A 17,246-nucleotide genomic window follows, 5' to 3' on the forward strand; every position below is an offset into this window, starting at 1 on the left:
ATTCGATAGCGATGGATATTGAGACGCACACTCGCTCTCGGCCTTCTCTGCCGTTTCCTCAAATGGTTTGATGTCTGTGCAACGTATTCCACTCCCGAAGCTGCCATGGGTCGCAAGGGTCGCGATGGCAGCACATCAGCCAGCAGTGACATTTCGATCACCGATGGACCGACCGAGCACGAGGCAGGTATTTTGTTGTGGCGAATCAGGAAGCTGACGTGACTGCAGGAGTAAGCGAGAGCCATGTGCACGGAGCGCAACCGCATCCAGTGCGGAATGTATTGAGACAACTGAGACGTGGCTATTCGCGGTTTTGGGCACTCGAGGCGTACTCGCGCTGCACTGACTCAACACTCGCGAGGTTACAGGCGCTTCTGCTATGCAGGTCATCACGTAGTTGAGCATCAGACTCGCAATGAGCCGCGCAGCGCGCCAAAATCTTGGCGCGGCGCATGCACAGTCCTTTCGGCCATGGCGAATAGCGGTTTGTCAACGTAGTGCATAACCCCCGTATCGCGGCTGCGTGTCAATGAATGAAGTTTTTCATTGTAGGACTGAGCCGCGCTGTTATAGCGTTCGCGCGCGCGGCTGATTTGTTTTTCCCCATTCGACAGCTTCGACTTGAGAAGTCCATATTCTGGATCGATCCGAATTCGCCGATTTTCGTCGAGGCTGACCAGGAGGCCGGAGAGCAAATCGGCCAAATGTCGTTGCGCCACCTCCTCTTTTTCGAAGGCAACCTTGTCGTTCGAGATATCCCTAGCGGCCGCCTGCGATGCCTCAGAACAAGCGGCTTCGACGGATGCAAGGTCGAACTTCTGGCGCACTCCCGTCACGCGTACCATGTGGATCAATTCTCGTGAGCTATCGACGCGATGCGTGTACTGATCGAGCACATCCGCGAGCCCCACTTTCACGTCAGCGTCACTAGGTGGGGCGATGTTTGCCCCACATGCGCTGACTAGCAGAGAAACAAAAAAAGCGACCATAACCCGATGCTTTTTCATCTTGGTTTCCATTGACGTTGGGGCAGCGCTGCGACGGCAGGACCTCTACCGACGTGTTGACCCGCGAGCGTTCAGGGCTGCCGACTCAAGCTCGTCGCGTCCGTCGGACTTCTACTGGTGACGATATGCTTCGACAAGCGTTGGCGACGCGCGTCTAGCCGAAGCGAGCGTTACAGATACTCCCCACCCGACTGACATGTTCTTCCGTCAATTATTCGCATCCAACATCGCTTGGCTTGCAAATGTACGGAACTCATCATCGGTGCTTCGCGCCAGCCCCGGTTGACTTGAATCAAGCGTCATTGCAGAAGGAGCATGACTGAGGCGGCGAGACCCACGTCTCTGGGAGAGTGACGGTCCATCAAGCGGAGCATGCCGACCACGAGCCCCCGCTATTTGCACATCAGAGCCGCCGTAATCACGCAATAGTCGCAATTACGGATACCGGGGTAGGCATGTCCCTAGAGGTTCTGGCGAGATCGACAGATCCTTTCTTCACGACCAAGCCTCGGGGTAAAGGCACCCGACCCGGGCTTCGCATGGTTTGCCGGTTCGGTCGACAAATGGGTGGCGATTGCTTGATCACCAGCGTGCCCGGGGAAGGTACGCAAGTCACTCTTTATTTGCGTTGTGCGCACCGTGTCCAATAGAAGCGGTCCCAACAGGCGCCCGATGAGCCCAGAACCTCCAGTAGGTTAGCAACCGTCTACATGAGTCGCCTCGTCACCCGAAATAACATCTAAGGTCATTACTTCGCTAACCCGCAGACCGTGTGACTTCACACAATCCTCTTCACGTTCCGACGATAACAGATCAAGCCACCTGGATCGCCGAGGCTTCGCGGTATAGAGCTCTGTCCGGTGAATCAGGTCACCCTCAAAGACACTGCGTCGACCAGCTCGTCGCCGCCCCATCTCTTAAAAGGGGCCGGGTTGTTCCCGACTCTCAAGCACAATCGATGAGGTATGGGCCGCAGATGCGCCATGACTTTCTTACTTCCACTTGAATTTTCTGGTTCCCACACGCGGTTTTGATGTCAAATCTGTTCGGCCATGAACGACTTTAATGCAATCCGCTGGGACGGTTCGAGCTTCTCAAACTCCAATCCATAGGCGCCGTTGACACCCTGTGCGTCAACCTCCTGTACGTGCCGTACAATCGCGGGGCAGTCGATGTTGACGTCTGTACCGTCCGTGTTGAAACGAAATGACAAGTGGAGCCGGTCGGTTAGCTTGGCGTGCGGCTCAGCGACGGCTAGCGACAGGCCAAAGGGACTAATGTCGCGAATCAAGCCAAGTTGAGGGATGCGCTCCTCGCTGCCCGCGGGGGAAAAACGGGCTGGCAGCCGCGCGGACACGCGCACGAATTTTCGGGCCCGCAATCGGCGAATGGTTCCTGGCTCCGACAATACGAGATAGGGAAACGGATCGCAGCATACGGCATCGACGGTGCAGGCAAACTGGAACACTGATCGCGTTGTCAGTGCGATAAGCTCGACATTCTCGCCGCTTGTCAAAGCCAGCGGCGGATGACCTGTCATCAAGGGTTGCGTGATGAACACCGCGGCGGCACGGTGGGGTCCCGGCGTGGAAAAACCGATCACGCGACTCGAATACATGGCGGCTCCCGGCGCCCCGCGCAAACCTAGTCGCGCACCGATTTTCAGGCCGATATCGTTGAGTGTGAGATGCCCTGCTGTCTCGCTCCCCAGCACTCCGCCCCGTGCATGATCCGTCTCCGTCGAATCACTCGCGTCATCTCGACTCACCTGTTCAAGCTTGTGCGGTTCGAAGTTCTCAAACAGGAATGTGTGCGCCGCGAGGCTCGTTACGGTAGTACCGGCTTCGAACAACAGCGTGCCATCTGCAGTAACAATAGACCATCCGAGCGGCTCGTGGACTGGAACGTCGGCGGGTGCAAGACGGCTGCGCGGCGGAGGCTTTGGCAAAGCATGATCGTCAGTCATAGTAGGCGCGGGGAACGGTCTAGGGAGTGACCATCGTCTAGCTTGTCGGTCATTCCGTTAAGGGTCGCGACAAGTGCGGTTTGATTTCCTGGTCGGCGGACATGTGGGAACTGCAAAGTCATTTTGGGCTTTTCGTGGTCGTTTTTTTTGACATTCGTATATAACCTTACAGTCAAGGCTAAACTCTCACTACCTGAAGTAGTTGATGTAGATCAATGCAACACAGGACGCCTTCAATGGTCCTTTTCGGATCTGTCGCATGGTCGGTGTTGCGACATTGACCGATCGGCTCCGCAGTGACGTATGCGATCGAATTGGTCGTTGTTTCATGTCCGCACCTCCAAGGTACGAGGGTGGACGGCTCGCGGCGTCCCTTAGCCGCCGATCCCTTGCCAAATAATGGGGAACAGACCGGAGCCAAGTTGTAGTTGCTCGGAAAGCAACGTCCACTGCTCTTTGGCATCGGGCGACGAAACTGACAAACCTTCAGATGCGCAAAATAAACGCACATTCTGTGCAATCGCGCCGGCGGTCAACCCTAGGGACAGGTCTTGTTCTCGAGCGGGGATGTCTCCCATGCGCGCGTTGTCCGCAACGCAGACAAGCTTCAGAGGAGCGTGTTCGATCGCTTCAGCTGCGTTCGCAGATCCACCAGAAACGAAGTCCAGACAATGATTCAATGGATCGTAGCGATACGCACCACCGCGGAGAATCGCGTATAGATTGACGTTGCGGGCGTTCGTGCCAGCTGTTGCCGAGGTGGGTTCGTTCCGTTGATGAATCACGCCATTGGCCGCCCACAACAGATTACTGAGCCGCTCGTGGGTAAGAGCGGCACTTGCAAAACCCTCGGACGAACGTTGCCACGCGAGCAACTGCATGAGCGGACGACCACCCAAACGATCCGGCGAGGACAGAGAGATTGTGCGCTCCGATGCAAACCCATCAATCGTACTGCTCTCGTCATGCGGCGTCGCCCACTCAGCACTGGCAGCACTTGTCATTTAGATCTCCCCCCTCAAGAAGTAGCGAGCTGTAACTCAATCGATTATTCAGCGTTGCGATGACCGGGTCTCCTGCCCAGTCGACAGCTATAGTTCTGCCATCGATAGCCTCGTTGCGACAGAGAGGTTTTCTCTCTATCGTCGACAGATCCTCGATATTGCCGTCCTGTGTTCAGGCTGATCCAAGCTTAGGGACTGCGCTCTTCTCGCCGCCCCTTACGGAATGTCTTTCTCCCGAACCAGTAACAGCGGTGTCCGGGCGACCGCCACGACCCTGTTGGCAACGCTTCCGAGCAGGCAACGCACCACACCGCGTCGGCCGTGCGTGCCCATCACCAGAAGATCGGCGTGCCATCTCGCGGCCTCTCTCACAATCGCATGTGCGACGTCGTCATTGGCTTCATCCGTCCTGAGCAGCGCAGTATCTAGCCGGGGGCCCCCTGCGTCCGTGAGCCCCTCGAAGAGCTCACTCGCGCTGGCAAGCGCGGTGTCGCCTTGTTCAACCAACGCGTCTTGCAGCAGAGTGTGCGGTACGAAATCGGTCAGGAGCGCCGCGAGGTCCAAGACATGAATAGCGCGAAGATCCGTTCGCGCGTTGGCAAGTCGTGCCACGGTACGCAGGGCTTCTTGCGACGCTGAACTGCCGTCGACCGCAAACAGGATTCGCTGTGGCCCTCCACGCCACACGAAGTCGCAGCGCTCGGGGACCACAAAGATCGCACACTCGGCAAACTTCATCAGCGGTTCCGACAGCGGTCCCTCTATCCAATGCAGCAGGCCCTGGTGCTGGCGCGAACCCATGACCAGCAAGTCTGCCTTCCAGGCTTGCGCGCACTTGGCCAACTCATGCACGACCTCACCGCCATGCGTTACAAGATCGAGAATCTGAATCTCGACGACGGCGCCGCTCGACGTGAACAACTCCTTCGCCACGGCGCACGCACTCTCAACTGCAGCGAGCAACTGCGCATGTGCCGCACTTAAGTGAACCGCCGCGAGCGGCCCGAGCGGGATCACGGCACGCGCGTTCTCCAATACGCCGACGATGCGAACGTGTGTCTCTTTGCTCGCCAGACTCGGAACGAAGGCGGCAGCGCGAGCAGAAGCAACCGTCGGATCAACGCATAGCAATATTCGCTTGAAAGCGGTGACAGTATCCAGATTTTCTGTTTGAAGTTCCATGACCGGTACTTATCCTGTGGTTCGAATCTCACTAATACATTCGTTCCGGCACATGGACGTACTCAAGCTTGCGAGTAAGCTTCTCGGCGAATACATCGAGTAGAAGCGGATCGATACCGCGCCTGATATCGTGGCTATCAATCTTGCAGTGCGCAACGGGCCGCCGGCCGCAAATTTGGACCATTTTCTCAAGTGCCAGTTCGGCTCCCCTGCCGCCCAGCGTGCAAAGAAACGCGCTGCTGGGCAGGGCTGCCCCGTACGCCTTGAGCCAGGCGTTCATGGGCGCAGCCAAGCGATGCGCCCAGACCGGTGTGGCGATCACCACCAATTCGTAGGCGGATGGAGCGTGTTTAACCGCGTTGATCTTAGCCGGCCGCTCGAGTAATGCATCGATGAGCGACCGGACAAACCCTGACGGACCCGAGCGGTCACTACGATCAACGATCTTCTCGACGTCTGCACCGAGCCGGGCTGCGAGCGATCGCGCCACTCGGGCGGTCACGCCGGAGCGCGAGTAGTAGACAACGAGGACTCTTGGTTTTGACATTGCAAATCTCCAAACGGTGTCACCGCAGCGGACAACGTCACCTAACTACAAATGAATCGTCTCCGAGCGCTCCAGGTCGATCCACACCATGTCCTTGCTACGACCTCACCCTCGCTTGCTAAGACTTTGAGTGTCCGAAAACCGATGCTTCTTGTCGCGCTCCGCCTTCGCGCCGATCGAGACCACATCGCCATCGATCTTCACGCCGATATCCTTCTTGTCCACGCCAGGAAGTACCGCCTTGACCCGATACGGCGGATCGGCTTCCTGGCGAGCCGCTGGTCCGTTGACCTGCATCAACGATCAGGTCGAGAGCTTCGCGATCTCCGGCGACCGCGCCAGATGCTTGAACCACAACGGCAATGCAGCAGGATTCGTTGCCGTTGCTTTCTGAAATTCGCCGGTCCACGTCGATTGCCAGCTCTTGAACACGTCCGAGAAGGCTTCGCTCACTGCCTTCTGGTTGCGCATCGTGATGCCAATCCTTTCCTCCAAAAGACCTTTGGTCGCCTTCAGATAGCTGCGCCCGATCGCCTGCGAGTCCAAAATAAATTCGCTCCAGTCTTTTGCATCCGCGATGGCTTCGCAACCCCGCCGAAGCACATCGAGATCGCGTTCGACACGCCGTGTCTCGAGCGCACTGGCTTCCTGCAGCCAGGTCTCGTAGGCAGTCATCAGCCGCGGTGCGAAATAGGGATTCGCGGCCCATCTGAAGGCATCTCCTTATACACAACTCGACGCTTGCGGAAACGATGGTGGAGTAGCAAAGCAGCCACAAGGGGGTTGTTAACAATGCGGATTTCGCGTTTACTCTCGGATTTTCGGCATGAAGATCCGAGACGACGCAGGAGCATGGGTGGACGAGGAATTTGAGACGCTGAATTTGGGTGATCCACGGCGAGACCGGCGCGCGAAGGAGCTGGTCAAACGGTTCGCCAGCCGGCCCACGGCCAGCATTCCGGGCGCGTGCGAAGGCTGGGCCGAGACGATCGCGGCATATCGCTTTCTGGGCAATGAGCACATCGACTGGCGCGACATGATGCAGCCGCATTGGGACCGTACCACGGCACGCATGGGGCAGTTGCCGGTGGTGCTGTGCATTGCCGATACGACAGAGCTAAACTTTAACGGTCAGGATATCGAAGGGGCCGGCCCGCTCAGTTATGAAGCACAGGTGGGCATGTATCTTCACGCGACCTATGCGGTGACACCGGATCGGGAGCCGCTGGGTGTGATGAATGCATGGATGTGGGCGCGCGAGCCACGCGATGCAAACGGCAGGCGTGGCGGTGTCAAGGAAAGTGTGCGTTGGATCGAAAGCTATGAGATCGTGGCCGAACAGGCACGGGCCCTGCCTGACACGCGACTGGTGTATGTAGCCGATCGTGAAGGCGACATCGCCGCGCTCATGCAGCGTGCGCAGGAACTGGGTGAACCGGCGGACTGGCTGATGCGCTCGCAGCACAATCGTGCCCTGAAGGGCGAAGCGAGTTTATGGGAGACGGTGCACGCTAGTGCGGTGCTCGGCCACATCAGCTTCGTGCTGCCCGGGCGCAGCGGCCAGAAGGCGCGTGAAGTGAGGCAGGAACTGCGTAGCCAGCGTGTCACGCTTCCCGGGCGTGCCGGTGTCACGCTCACCTGCGTCGAGGCGTATGAAGTGGATGCGCCAGCGGGTGTGAAGCCCGTCATCTGGCGTCTTGTGACCAACCGCGAAGCGGGCGATGCGCATGCGCTCATCGAACTCGTTGACTGGTACCGTGCGAGGTGGGAAATAGAAATGTTCTTCAACGTCCTGAAGAACGCCTGCCGGGTTGAGGCGCTGCAACTCTCACAGATGGAGCGCGTGGAGAAGGCGCTCGCGCTGTACATGGTCGTATCGTGGCGTATCGCGCGGCTCATGCGTGTGGGCAGAACCTGTCCGGAATTGGACGCGTCGCTGCTCTTCGCGCCTGACGAGATACACGGCGCTCACGTGCTCTGTAAGAAGGCGCGTCCGAAAAAACCACCGACACTCAACCAGATGATACGGATGGTCGCGTCGCTGGGCGGATTCCTCGGGCGCAAGAGAGACGGCGAACCGGGCGCGAAGACGCTGTGGATTGGCATGCAGCGAGTCATGGATGCGGTGATCACCATCCAGATCTTGCGCGACGGCTATGACACTTCTGTATAACGAGATGATCTGAAGGGCCTGTTGAAATCCGTTGCCATGATCAAGCCCTCTCTTATTGTTGAACGCCGCGCCATTCTCACCGTATGCTCAATATCAATTTAAGCGTGGGCCCAGCCTTGCCGTTGATCTATATCAATCAGCGTGTTCCGAGCGAAACCGCCCTCACGTCGTCGATCTGCATCGACCACCCTGGCAGGCAACACGTACACTTTGATCACGAGCGGCTCGCGTGGCATCCGAATCGGGCCGATCTCTTACTGGATCTCAAACGATGGCGCCATGAACATCGCATCCTGATCCAGCTGTAACACACGCTTACACACCTGCCTTTGCAGGCCGCGCGCTGTGTCGAAATCACACCGAGCCCTGCATACGATTACGAGAAACAACATCAAATGCGGCGGCGCACCGTCACCATCCGCGTACGCAGTTTTGTGTGATCCCGCAACCGTCTCGGCCGTTCTGCGACGTCGCCACTGGGCCTTAAAGGCATCGCCCCTTGATCTACGTCAATCGTGCAAGGAGCGAGGGCTGTATCTTGGGTTTCGTTTTCCGTACGGCGCGGACGTACGGCGCTGATCGACGCGAGTTCAACGAGGGATGTCCACCATGCGACGTGCACATAGCAATCCAAACGGAGTGGCCGCCGACGACAGCAAGTTTTATCTGGTCGGCGGGGGAATCGCATCGCTTGCAGCAGCTGCGTTCCTGATTCGTGATGTCGATATTCCAGGCCGTAATATAACGATCATAGAAGCGCTCGGCGTAGAAGGCGGCAGCCTTGATGCCGCGGGTTCGCCACAAGACGGCTATGTGCTGCGCGGTGGCCGCATGCTCGAAAGCAAATACGTGTGCACATTCGACCTCTTCTCGTCGATTCCCACGCTCGACGACAGCACGACCGTCACGCAGGAGATTTTCGACTGGAATGAAACGATGAAGACTTCATCGAAATCCCGCTTGGTGCGCAATGGTCGCCGGCTTGACAAACCCGCATTCGGTCTCGATGAAAAGCACATTCTTAAGCTTGAACGCCTCGCGATCGAACCAGAACACATGCTCGGGCGCAGTCGCATAGCGGACCATTTCGGGCCGGACTTCTTCAAGACGAACTTCTGGCTCATGTGGTGTACGACCTTTGCATTCCAGCCGTGGCATAGCGCTGTCGAATTCAAGCGTTATTTGCTGCGGTTCATCCACATGGTGTCGGGTTTCAACGAACTGCACGGGATCATGCGGACGGTCTACAACCAGTACGACTCGATGGTCCGCCCACTTAGACGATGGCTCGACGAGCGGGGCGTACATATCCAGCTCGGTACACGCGTCACAGATCTCACGCTCATCGAGAACGAAGGCCAGACGCGCGTGGCGGGTATCACCTGGGAGCGCGAGGGACGCAGCGAATCCATCTCGCTCGGGCCGGATGACTTCGCCATAATCACGCTGGGTTCAATGACCGAAAGCTCCTCGCTCGGTGGCATGGACCGGGCGGCGGTCCAGATCGACGAACCCTGCAGCGGCGCCTGGGCCCTTTGGAACAAGATCGCCCAGGACCGCCCCGCTTTCGGCCGCCCTGCCGTGTTCGCTAACCATGTCCACGAATCCAAGTGGCTATCCTTCACGACTACATTGAATGACCCGGCTTTTTTCAATCTGGTCAGGAATTTCACCGGCAATGTACCGGGAGAAGGCGGACTCATCACCTTCGCGGACTCCAGTTGGCTCCTGTCGATTGTCTTGCCGCATCAACCGCACTTCATAGGTCAGCCCGACGACATCCAGGTGTTCTGGGGATACGGCCTGTATGTCGACCTGCCCGGCGACTTCGTGAAGAAACCGATGATCGCCTGCACCGGTCGAGAAATCATGACCGAGATCCTCGGGCATCTGCGCGCTGAAACCACGCCAGCAGAAAAAGCGTCTCAACTCCTCGATCATGCCGTGTGCATTCCGTGCTTCATGCCATTCATCACCAGTCAATTCCTGCCGCGCGAAAGAGGCGATCGGCCGGACGTGCTGCCGAAAGGATCTGTGAATCTCGCGTTTAGCGGCCAGTTTTGTGAGTTGCCAGATGACGTCGTCTTTACTGTCGAGTACTCGATTCGCTCGGCGCAGACGGCGGTCTATCGTCTGCTCGGCATCGACCGCACTCCCCTGCCCGTGTATCAGGGCAAGTTTGACCGGCATGTTCTATTTGAGGCGTTCGAGGCCCTCCACGGCCGGTAGTCTCCATTTGATTCCATCAGTCACTCCAGGATGCAAAATCCAGCACTATCCGGCCTTCGATATCACCCTCGATCATCCGCGAAAATACGTGGTTGATATTTTCCCGCATATCGGTCGATACAGTGGCTTTGACCTTGCCCTCATCACCGAAGATCAGCGGCCCCTGCAAATCTAGCCGGGTACCGACAATCGATCCACGTACGGTGATTCCGCCCAATACCACGTCGAAAGTAGCCGGGCGGCAAGACGTTCAGGGAGACCGTGCCACCGCGCCGCGCATGCCGAGCGCTTGCGAAAACGCCTTTGGCGAAGCCGGCGTAACAAGCACTCTACGTGCGCCACCAATTTCCTTCTCTTAATTCCACACGCAGACGCGGTGGCGGTGACTGTAGGAAAACACTGACACGACTGCTCGATCGCTTACACGAAATCCAGCGCTGCCTGATTTTATTCTCGATGTCGGCGAACGATACTTAGGTCATGGATACGCACGTCCAATGACGTGTTCCCGTCACCGGACGTTGCGAGGAGATTGGCCATGTTTAACCACCCCACTCTTGCCGATTCTGACGCTGCACCCGCTGGGCAGCGCGATGCAAACTCAACAAGCGGCGAGTCCGATGAAATCCTCGCGCTTGCACGTAATGCCGGCATGCTGGTCACGCTCGACGGGCAGATTGGCCGAAAGAAGTACCAGAGCATCGCCGGATCCATCGCATCATTCATGCGCTTCGCCGATGCCGTTCGCACGACCCGGTTCTCCTGAATTGGAAATTGCCAGACGAAGTCTGCGCGATCTTCTTGGCACACTCACCTGGCCCCAAGTGCGAACTATGCGAGAACCCTGGTCTCATTGTCACCAAAGCCGAGTGTCGGGTGAGCGCAAAGCGGCGTTCCACACCAACACGCAATGCCGAAGGAGCAAAAAATGAATATCGGAGAACACTCACTGCGCTTGCTGGTCGAAAAATGGTTTGCGCTAACCGCGGCGACGCCGGTTCGCGTAACCCGCTTCAGTCGCAAACCTCCCACTCATGAACGCTGTGTTTGCGTTGAGACAGTTCGTAAAGAAGGCGCTGTTGCTATTTTTTTCTTTCAGCACGCTGACGGTGCGTGGTGTGTATTCCCGCCAAAGACCGGGTCCCTAACGATGCGTGCTTATGAGAGTGCGCGCTGGTCGGGTTGTCCGCAGGGGCGCCTCGGGATGCCGACAGGCGCACGTGTGCTGCATCACCTGAAGGCGTTCGCACCCGACCAGCCGCATACGATCGCACTCGTCGGCCACCAAGTCGCTAGCACTCGCCAGCCACGCGCCGAGCATCAAGATTAACGACGAATACGTCCGGGTTCGTGCCTCGGTCAAATCGATTTTCCCGCTGTCGGCACATCGTGTTGGCCTGGTGCACCCGATTACTTTGACAAACGGGGCGACTCGCGCGTGGTCAAGCGGGTAAACGCTTAGGCGCCTACAGCGAGTTGGGATCGATGCATGGGCAATTGACCTGCGTCAATTGAAACGCTCGGTAGTGGGCCAGCATGCAATGACAACGAGGGGTCGCCCTATGAAGAGTCCCGCAAATGCGCATTGGCGCAGGACTTGCTTTAAGTTGTGCCTATGATATCCGGCGAGACGACCGGAGCCCAACGAGCAGGAGGAGACAATGCGCGATGATGCCAATCACGCCGCTACGCCATTAGTACAACATGAAGCCGAATGGCTTACGCCATCAATCCAGAAGTCACACCAACGCTCTGAGACCTTCGGTTTGAGCGCATTGATGCGGCCAGACTACGATGTACTGCCTGCTGCCGAACTTGTCCTGAAGCTTGAGCAAAGCCGCATATTGTGCGCACACGCCACCCCGGTGATGGAATCGCTCCACGAGCAGATCGTCAACACTCAAAACGTGATCGTATTGACCGATGCCGAGGGACTGATTCTTCATTCGATTGGCGACGATGATTTCCTGCGGAGGGCCGAGAAAGTCGCGTTACGTCCCGGCGCGAACTGGGCGGAAGAGCGGCAAGGAACCAATGCGATCGGCACCGCCATTGCTGAACATTGTCCGACCGTTGTACACGGCGCGCAGCACTACCTGGCCGCAAACCGTTTTCTGACCTGTTCCAGCGTGCCGATCCTCGGTCCGTACGGTGACCTGATCGGCGTGCTGGACGTGACGGGCGATCATCGCAGCTACCACCAGCACACGATGGCACTCGCGAAGATGTCAGCGCAGATGATTGAAAACCATCTGTTCACCAATACCTTTCGCGAGACATTGCAGATTGCCTTTCATGGCCGCGCAGAGTTTCTCGGCACATTGATGGAGGGTATCGCTGCATTTACCTGTGACGGACGCTTCCTGTCCGCGAATCGCAGTGCGCAGTTCCAGCTTGGCCTGCCGCTTACGGCCTTGCGCGCTCACACGCTGTCGTCATTGTTCGGCCTCAGCAGCGCCGAGTTGATCGACCGGTTGCGAGCAAACCGGGATCAGCATCTGTCCCTGAATTTGAACACCGGTGCGGTCGTCTGCGCGAACGTTGAATTTCGACGCGCCGTGCTTGTCGACGGCGGCTGGTCGCCCAGGCCGACCAGTGAGGCAAGGCCGGAGGCTCTCAGCACACCGAAGGCAACCACTTCCGCCGGTGCGCTTTCGAGACTTAGCTATCTGGACACTGGCGACCCGCAGGTGGCCAACGTCATCGCCAAGGTGCGCAAGGTGATTGGCAAGAACATTCCTATCCTGATCACCGGCGAGACCGGAACGGGCAAGGAACTGCTGGCCCAGGCGATACATAACGATTCGCCACGCCGCTCAGGGTCATTCGTGGCGGTAAACTGCGCGTCGATTCCGGAAACCCTGATCGAATCCGAATTGTTCGGCTATGAGGAAGGCGCGTTCACCGGCGCGCGGCGCAAAGGTGCTGTCGGCAAACTGTTGCAGGCCAATGGCGGCACGCTCTTTCTCGACGAGATTGGCGACATGCCTTATCCACTGCAAGTGCGCCTGCTACGGGTGCTGCAGGAACGCCTCGTCAATCCGCTCGGCTCGGCCAAGTCAATCCCGGTCGACATCGCGATCGTCTGCGCGACCCATCGCGATCTGCGCGAGATGATTGCCCAGAACCGCTTTCGTGAAGACCTGTACTACCGTTTGAATGGATTGGTGGTGAAGTTGCCGCCCCTGCGCGAGCGAACAGATCTAGCGTCAGTGATTCAGAAGATGCTTCAGTGCGAGTCGCTCGGCGGCGCTAACGGCGTCAGCCTGAGCGTAGATAGCGAAGTGATGACGCTCTTCAAACAATGCGCGTGGCCCGGCAACTTCCGTCAACTCGGCAACCTGCTACGCACCGCCGCAGCCATGGTCGACGCCGACGGTCAAATCCGGCACGAACATCTGCCAGACGACTTCTTCGACGACCTCGACAATGCAGGTACCACGCCGCCGGAGACAATCGACACCGTGGCGCGGCAAAGCGCACGTCTCCAGGACGTTGCCGTCTATGCGATCACCGCTGCCGTTGCCCAGCACCACGGCAATGTGTCGGCCGCCGCGCGCGCGCTCGGCATCTCGCGCAACACCATCTACAGGAAGATGCCGGCGCCGCCCTGCGCCGATGATTGAACGAGAATCCCCTCGCCGGAATCTGCTTCACGTGTGTCATTTTGCAACACCGGTGCGCTGAAATTGAACACCGCGAAGGCCACGTATCGCGGCGAGTTTCCCCGGATCGACGCGACGCGACGCACGCTTGCAGCCCTCCAACTCTTCCTTCGGACCAACGCACCATCCGAGCAGGAAATCAAGCGTTACGAACACCGCTTGCCACGCCCGGCACAGACCTTGCATTGAATGCAGTGACCGCTTCCCAACTGCGGTTTTTCATTCACAAGCGTTTTCAAGGAGACAGCCATGCTTTGGATCACCCCCGCCTATACCGACCTGCGTTTCGGCTTCGAAATCACGATGTACATCGCCAACCGCTGAAGCAACGATAAAGCGCCGCCCGCTGCCGATGATGACGCAGCGTGGGGGCGCCCGGAGCATCGCTTATGAAGATCAAGATTTTGGGCTCCGGGGCAGGCGGTGGGTTGCCGCAATGGAACTGCAATTGCGCTAACTGCACCCACGCTCGCGACGGGACTGGCGACATCACGCCACGCACGCAATCGTCAATTGCAATCAGCGAGGACGGCTTCGACTGGATCCTGATCAACGCATCACCCGATTTGCTTGCTCAACTGCGCGCGCATCCCGAGCTGCAACCTGCCCGTTCGATTCGCGACACAGGGATAGCGGCGGTGCTGTTGATTGACGCTCAGATCGATCACGTCACCGGTTTGTTGATGCTGCGCGAGCGCTCCACTGCACTGCCGATCTATGCCTGTGCCCCCGTGCTCGCCGATCTGTCGAGCGGCTTGCCACTCATACCGTTGCTTGAGCACTACTGTGGCGTGGAACAGCATGCCATTACGCTCGATGAACCTTTCGTGATCGCACCGTTGGATGGCATCCGTTTTACAGCAATTCCGATCGATAGCAAGGCCCCACCCTACTCGCCACGGCGCACTGAAGCGGCGCCCGGCGACAACATCGCGCTTCTGATCGAAAACGAAGCCACCGGTGCACGGGCGTTCTATGCGCCAGGCCTGGCCAGCGCATCTGATGCTGTGCGTCAAGCGATGTGCTCGGCCCAGCTAGTGCTCGTCGACGGTACATTCTGGACTGCTACCGAAATGATCGATCTAGGCCTGTCGACGAAGCACGCCGGCGACATGGGTCATCTTGCCCAATGCGGACATGACGGCCAGCCAGGCATGGTCCAGTTGCTCGACTCGCTTCCCACCGCGACACGCAAGGTGCTGATTCACATCAACAATACCAACCCGATTCTCGATCCGCATTCTGCCGAATATGCCGTGCTACGCACCCGCGGCATCGACGTTGCGTGCGATGGAATGCATTTTCAGGTCTAGCCATGAACGCACCCCTGCACATCGCCATCCCCCAAGCCTCCCCGTGGCCGGCGAGCGAGTTTGAAGAACGCCTGCGCGAACTTGGCGCGCGTTATCACATTCATCATCCGTTCAATATGCCCATGAACAGCGGCCAGTGTTCGCCGCAGCAGATCCGCGGATGGGTCGCGAACCGCTTCTACTATCAGATCAACATTCCGTTGAAGGACGCATCCATCCTTTCGAATTGCCCGGACCGGCACACGCGCAGGCTGTGGATCCAACGTCTGCTCGATCACGACGGTACGGGTGACGATGCTGGCGGGATCGAAGCATGGGTGCGTTTGGCCGATGCGGTCGGCCTCGAGCGCGAGGCCTTGTGGTCGCTTGACTACGTGCTGCCAGGGGTGCGCTTCGCAGTCGATGCATACGTGAACTTCGCTCGGCGTGCGCCGTGGCAGGAAGCCGTGTGTTCATCGCTCACGGAGATGTTTGCGCCGCAGATTCACCGCGACCGCCTGGCCGGGTGGCCTTCGCTCTACCCGTGGATCGATACGGATGGGCTCCAGTATTTCCGCAGCCGCATTCCACTTGCCCAGCGTGACGTCGAGCACGGACTCGACGTCACGCTGAACTACTTCCGCACGCCGGAAGCACAACGGCGTGCGCTCGACATCCTTAACTTCAAGCTCGACATCCTGTGGTCGATGCTCGATGCAATCGAAAAGGCCTACCCGGCATGAGCTCTCTGAACGCCGGCAACGACGCCCAAGCCCTCCCCAGTTTGCGGACCATGTTCCGGCTGCAGTGGGAAACTACACAGGATGCCTACGTGCTGCTCTATCCGGAAGGCATGGTCAAACTCAATCCGAGCGCAGGTGAAATTCTCGCGCGCTGCGACGGGACACGCGAACTGGACGACATCATCGATGAACTGGAGGATCTGTTCGGCGCATCGAATCTGGCCGCCGATGTCTACCGTTTCATCGATCATGCACGTCAACGTGGCTGGCTCGACTGATATGAATACCGATAGCATCCGTCCTTCCCAGCCTTTGTGGTTGCTCGCCGAGCTGACCTATCGCTGCCCGCTGCATTGTGCGTTCTGTTATAACCCGACCGACTTTGCCCACCAAACCGCCGAACTCGACACGGACACCTGGCGCGATGTCATCAGTCAGGCGCGCAAGATGGGTGCCGCACAAATCGGCTTCTCAGGCGGCGAGCCACTGGTGCGCGACGACCTCGAAACGCTGGTGGCCCACGCACGTGGAATCGGCTTCTATACCAACCTGATCACCTCTGGTGTCGGACTGACCGAGACACGGATTGCACGTCTGAAGGAGGCGGGTCTCGACCATATCCAGTTGTCGTTTCAGGACTCTACACGCGAGCTGAACGATTTCGTCTCTAGCACCCGGACCTTCGAGCTGAAGCAACGCGTCGCGCGCCTGATCAAGCAGCACGGTTACCCCATGGTGTTGAACTGCGTGCTGCATCGCTACAACCTGCCGCACGTCGCGCAAATCATCGACATGGCGCTCGAGATGGAAGCCGACTACCTGGAACTCGCCAACACCCAATATTACGGCTGGGCCATGCTCAATCGCGAGCAGCTGATGCCGACGCGTGAGCAACTGCGTGAAGCCGAGGCGACTGTCAATCAATACCGCGAGCGCCTGGGCAATCGCTGCCGCATTCTGTTCGTGGTGCCTGATTATTTCGAGGAGCGTCCTAAGGCATGCATGAACGGCTGGGGCTCGGTATTTCTCGGCATCGCCCCGGACGGAACCGCACTGCCGTGCCACGCAGCGCGCTCGCTGCCGGGTCTGGAATTGCCCCACGTGCGCGACGCGTCGCTGGCTCACATCTGGTACGAAAGCGACGCTTTCAATGCGTTTCGTGGAGATAGCTGGATGCGTGAGCCATGCAAGACCTGCGACGAACGTACGGTCGATCATGGCGGCTGTCGCTGCCAGGCGTATCTGCTGACAGGCGATGCTGCGGCAGCCGATCCGGTTTGCTCGAAATCAGCAGATCACGACAAGATCGAACAGGTGGTCATGCTCGCACGACGTCCGGTGCGTGATGAAAATGTGCAACCGCTGATTTTCCGTAGCAAGGAAAACTCACTGCGCATTGGATAGCCATGCAATCGCCGAAGATTTTCTCGGCGTGCGT

18 protein-coding genes and 2 pseudogenes are annotated in these 17,246 nt (G+C 58.3%); 12 read left to right on the forward strand and 8 right to left on the reverse strand.

Annotated features, from left to right (window positions below; translation table 11 throughout):
* Positions 1 to 404: 404 nt before the first annotated feature.
* Positions 405 to 1,007 (reverse strand): LemA family protein, encoded by a 603-nt coding sequence (locus ACSQ36_RS40445; RefSeq protein WP_436186519.1) that lies wholly within the window; start codon positions 1,005 to 1,007, stop codon positions 405 to 407.
* Between the two features lie 350 nt (positions 1,008 to 1,357).
* On the opposite strand from ACSQ36_RS40445, the gene ACSQ36_RS40450 reads away from it, so the two are divergent.
* Complete coding sequence (locus ACSQ36_RS40450; protein ID WP_436186520.1) at positions 1,358 to 1,657, forward strand: ATP-binding protein; 300 nt, start codon at positions 1,358 to 1,360, stop codon at positions 1,655 to 1,657.
* 386 nt (positions 1,658 to 2,043) lie between these two features.
* On the opposite strand, the gene ACSQ36_RS40455 is transcribed toward ACSQ36_RS40450, so the two are convergent.
* The 6 genes from ACSQ36_RS40455 to ACSQ36_RS40480 all read right to left on the reverse strand — a co-directional run bounded on the left by ACSQ36_RS40455 (position 2,044) and on the right by ACSQ36_RS40480 (position 6,381).
* Positions 2,044 to 2,973, reverse strand: coding sequence for a flagellar brake protein (locus ACSQ36_RS40455; RefSeq protein ID WP_436186521.1), 930 nt, complete (start codon positions 2,971 to 2,973; stop codon positions 2,044 to 2,046).
* Positions 2,974 to 3,347: 374 nt separating this feature from the next.
* Positions 3,348 to 3,977 carry a nitroreductase family protein gene (locus ACSQ36_RS40460; RefSeq protein WP_436186522.1) on the reverse strand — a complete coding sequence of 210 codons (630 nt, stop codon included), beginning with the start codon at positions 3,975 to 3,977 and terminating at the stop codon, positions 3,348 to 3,350.
* Between the two features lie 216 nt (positions 3,978 to 4,193).
* Positions 4,194 to 5,159: a universal stress protein gene (locus ACSQ36_RS40465; protein ID WP_436186523.1), complete on the reverse strand. Its 966-nt coding sequence runs from the start codon at positions 5,157 to 5,159 to the stop codon at positions 4,194 to 4,196.
* A gap of 31 nt (positions 5,160 to 5,190) precedes the next feature.
* On the reverse strand, positions 5,191 to 5,706 hold the full coding sequence (locus tag ACSQ36_RS40470; RefSeq protein ID WP_436186524.1) for a flavodoxin family protein: 516 nt from the start codon (positions 5,704 to 5,706) through the stop codon (positions 5,191 to 5,193).
* A 105-nt stretch (positions 5,707 to 5,811) separates the two neighbouring features.
* Positions 5,812 to 6,003: an Hsp20 family protein gene (locus ACSQ36_RS40475; protein WP_436186525.1), complete on the reverse strand. Its 192-nt coding sequence runs from the start codon at positions 6,001 to 6,003 to the stop codon at positions 5,812 to 5,814.
* A gap of 6 nt (positions 6,004 to 6,009) precedes the next feature.
* Positions 6,010 to 6,381, reverse strand: a complete 372-nt coding sequence (locus ACSQ36_RS40480) for a hypothetical protein (RefSeq protein ID WP_436186526.1) — start codon at positions 6,379 to 6,381, stop codon at positions 6,010 to 6,012.
* Between the two features lie 151 nt (positions 6,382 to 6,532).
* Here ACSQ36_RS40480 and ACSQ36_RS40485 point away from each other — a divergent pair, with 151 nt between their 5' ends.
* Both ACSQ36_RS40485 and ACSQ36_RS40490 read left to right on the forward strand, forming a co-directional pair.
* Positions 6,533 to 7,879, forward strand: coding sequence for an IS4 family transposase (locus tag ACSQ36_RS40485; protein WP_436186527.1), 1,347 nt, complete (start codon positions 6,533 to 6,535; stop codon positions 7,877 to 7,879).
* A 609-nt stretch (positions 7,880 to 8,488) separates the two neighbouring features.
* Positions 8,489 to 10,108 carry an oleate hydratase gene (locus tag ACSQ36_RS40490; RefSeq protein WP_436186528.1) on the forward strand — a complete coding sequence of 540 codons (1,620 nt, stop codon included), beginning with the start codon at positions 8,489 to 8,491 and terminating at the stop codon, positions 10,106 to 10,108.
* 16 nt (positions 10,109 to 10,124) lie between these two features.
* Here ACSQ36_RS40490 and ACSQ36_RS40495 read toward each other — a convergent pair.
* Positions 10,125 to 10,463: pseudogene (locus ACSQ36_RS40495) on the reverse strand (zinc-dependent alcohol dehydrogenase); the annotation flags it as partial.
* Between the two features lie 183 nt (positions 10,464 to 10,646).
* On the opposite strand from ACSQ36_RS40495, the gene ACSQ36_RS40500 reads away from it, so the two are divergent.
* The 9 genes and pseudogenes from ACSQ36_RS40500 to pqqE all read left to right on the forward strand — a co-directional run bounded on the left by ACSQ36_RS40500 (position 10,647) and on the right by pqqE (position 17,212).
* Complete coding sequence (locus ACSQ36_RS40500) at positions 10,647 to 10,874, forward strand: hypothetical protein (RefSeq protein ID WP_436186529.1); 228 nt, start codon at positions 10,647 to 10,649, stop codon at positions 10,872 to 10,874.
* Between the two features lie 435 nt (positions 10,875 to 11,309).
* A pseudogene (locus tag ACSQ36_RS40505) lies at positions 11,310 to 11,496 on the forward strand (MBL fold metallo-hydrolase); the annotation flags it as partial.
* Between the two features lie 273 nt (positions 11,497 to 11,769).
* Positions 11,770 to 13,734 carry a sigma-54-dependent Fis family transcriptional regulator gene (locus tag ACSQ36_RS40510; protein WP_436186530.1) on the forward strand — a complete coding sequence of 655 codons (1,965 nt, stop codon included), beginning with the start codon at positions 11,770 to 11,772 and terminating at the stop codon, positions 13,732 to 13,734.
* Positions 13,735 to 13,797: 63 nt separating this feature from the next.
* The gene (locus ACSQ36_RS40515) at positions 13,798 to 13,962 is read left to right on the forward strand and encodes a hypothetical protein (RefSeq protein ID WP_436186531.1); all 165 of its coding nucleotides are present in this window, start codon (positions 13,798 to 13,800) and stop codon (positions 13,960 to 13,962) included.
* Positions 13,963 to 14,022: 60 nt separating this feature from the next.
* Positions 14,023 to 14,097: a pyrroloquinoline quinone precursor peptide PqqA gene (pqqA, locus tag ACSQ36_RS40520; RefSeq protein WP_436186990.1), complete on the forward strand. Its 75-nt coding sequence runs from the start codon at positions 14,023 to 14,025 to the stop codon at positions 14,095 to 14,097.
* 65 nt (positions 14,098 to 14,162) lie between these two features.
* A complete protein-coding gene (pqqB, locus tag ACSQ36_RS40525; RefSeq protein WP_436186532.1) occupies positions 14,163 to 15,086 on the forward strand; it encodes a pyrroloquinoline quinone biosynthesis protein PqqB in 924 nt (307 codons plus the stop codon).
* A 2-nt stretch (positions 15,087 to 15,088) separates the two neighbouring features.
* Positions 15,089 to 15,808, forward strand: a complete 720-nt coding sequence (gene pqqC, locus ACSQ36_RS40530) for a pyrroloquinoline-quinone synthase PqqC (protein ID WP_436186533.1) — start codon at positions 15,089 to 15,091, stop codon at positions 15,806 to 15,808.
* The gene (gene pqqD / locus ACSQ36_RS40535; RefSeq protein ID WP_436186534.1) at positions 15,805 to 16,086 is read left to right on the forward strand and encodes a pyrroloquinoline quinone biosynthesis peptide chaperone PqqD; all 282 of its coding nucleotides are present in this window, start codon (positions 15,805 to 15,807) and stop codon (positions 16,084 to 16,086) included. Before pqqC ends, pqqD begins: the two co-directional genes overlap by 4 nt.
* Position 16,087: 1 nt before the next feature.
* Positions 16,088 to 17,212 (forward strand): pyrroloquinoline quinone biosynthesis protein PqqE, encoded by a 1,125-nt coding sequence (pqqE, locus tag ACSQ36_RS40540; RefSeq protein ID WP_436186535.1) that lies wholly within the window; start codon positions 16,088 to 16,090, stop codon positions 17,210 to 17,212.
* Positions 17,213 to 17,246 lie beyond the last annotated feature (34 nt).

Source organism: Caballeronia sp. LjRoot34 (genome assembly GCF_964253815.1).
In the GTDB taxonomy this organism is placed as follows: Bacteria; Pseudomonadota; Gammaproteobacteria; order Burkholderiales; family Burkholderiaceae; genus Caballeronia.